Source organism: Bacillus sp. J33, assembly GCF_000518885.1.
Classification (GTDB): domain Bacteria; phylum Bacillota; class Bacilli; order Bacillales; family Cytobacillaceae; genus Cytobacillus.
Genome location: NZ_JAEL01000199.1, coordinates 1 through 1212 on the forward strand (window position 1 = coordinate 1; position 1212 = coordinate 1212).

Here is a 1212-nt window from a genome sequence, read left to right on the forward strand (position 1 = left end):
TGTAGACGTCAAGTTGAATTTTACACTTTTTGCTCGTTTCCTTTTTACACTTCTGCTGAAAAAATGCTTTTCCGGTTTTTCATGCGATGACTTTCCTCGTTTTCACCTCCATGGATGACTTCCACACGATGAAGTAAGCGATCTAAAATAGCTGTTGTAATCCCTTGGTCCCCAATTAAATTACCCCACTCATCTGGACTTTTATTTGAAGTCAGGATGATCGAACTTCGTTCGTACAAATGATTAATCAAGTGAAAGAATAAGTTTGCTTCTCTCTGGTCCATGGCCATATACATTAAATCATCGATAATCACAAGGTCGGCATTTCTAATTCTTTTGAGCTGAACTTTAGATTTATTGAGGTACTCTTCTGATTTTAGAAGCTGCACAAGTTCGCCCATTGTAGCGAAATAAACATTGAACCCTCTGTAAACAGCCTCAAGTCCAAGTCCAATTGCAATATACGTTTTTCCAATGCCAGGCGGACCTAGAAGGATTAAATTGTACTGTTGCTCCAGCCAGCTTAATTCCCGGAGTTGAGAGAGCTGACGAGCTGTCAGAACGTTTTGTCCTTTCAGCTCAAACTCATCTAACGACTTCACGAAAGGGAAGTGTGCCCATTTCATTCTTTTCTCAAGGCTTTTCGCTTCACGTTTGGCTAATTCATATCGGGTGATAGACTCTAAAAATTCCAAGTAGGTCCATGATGCTTTTTCAGCTTCGCGAAGAAGCTGTGGCAGCTCCTCCGCAGTCTCTGCTAAGCGTAGTTGCCGAAATTGATCTTGTAGTTCATGTACAGTTTTGTTCATCATGCTCTACCTCCTAAAATGCTAGTATATGCATTGAGAGAACGGGTAGAGGCTTTAATATGAGAATGTTTTGGCGGACTCGTGTAAAAGGATTGTACTTCTTCAACCGGTTCATCTCGTAATGTATCAAGGTGATCAGCGATATCACGAAAATCATTCGCATTGTAGAGCTTCTCTGTCATGCACTTGGTCAAAATAGGATCAATTAATGCCGGATACTGTTGAATCACTTTATAGATAATCGCAAACTGGTCTCGACGATACCTCGGGTATCTCTGACTAATCTCATCTAAGTAATCAGCTGCCTGAACCTGATCTTCAAAGTAAGAAATGAGGCGTTGCTTAAGCTCCTTAACACCTTTGGAGCGATCCCGGGTATGATGCCGATTTTGAATAAGTTTTC

1 protein-coding gene and 1 pseudogene are annotated in these 1212 nt (G+C 41.0%); both read right to left on the bottom strand.

What is annotated here, in order from left to right; genetic code table 11:
* Positions 1-44 precede the first annotated feature (44 nt).
* Positions 45-809 carry an IS21-like element IS643 family helper ATPase IstB gene (gene istB / locus L634_RS0128615; RefSeq protein ID WP_026585321.1) on the bottom strand — a complete coding sequence of 255 codons (765 nt, stop codon included), beginning with the start codon at positions 807-809 and terminating at the stop codon, positions 45-47.
* Positions 809-1212 (bottom strand): annotated as a pseudogene (locus tag L634_RS32020) (IS21 family transposase); the annotation flags it as partial. The pseudogene L634_RS32020 and the gene istB, both read right to left, overlap by 1 nt.

Coding starts and splice junctions, on each gene's coding strand:
- istB (WP_026585321.1), bottom strand. CDS start 809: ATGAACAAAACTGTACATGAACTACAAGATCAATTTCGGCAACTACGC.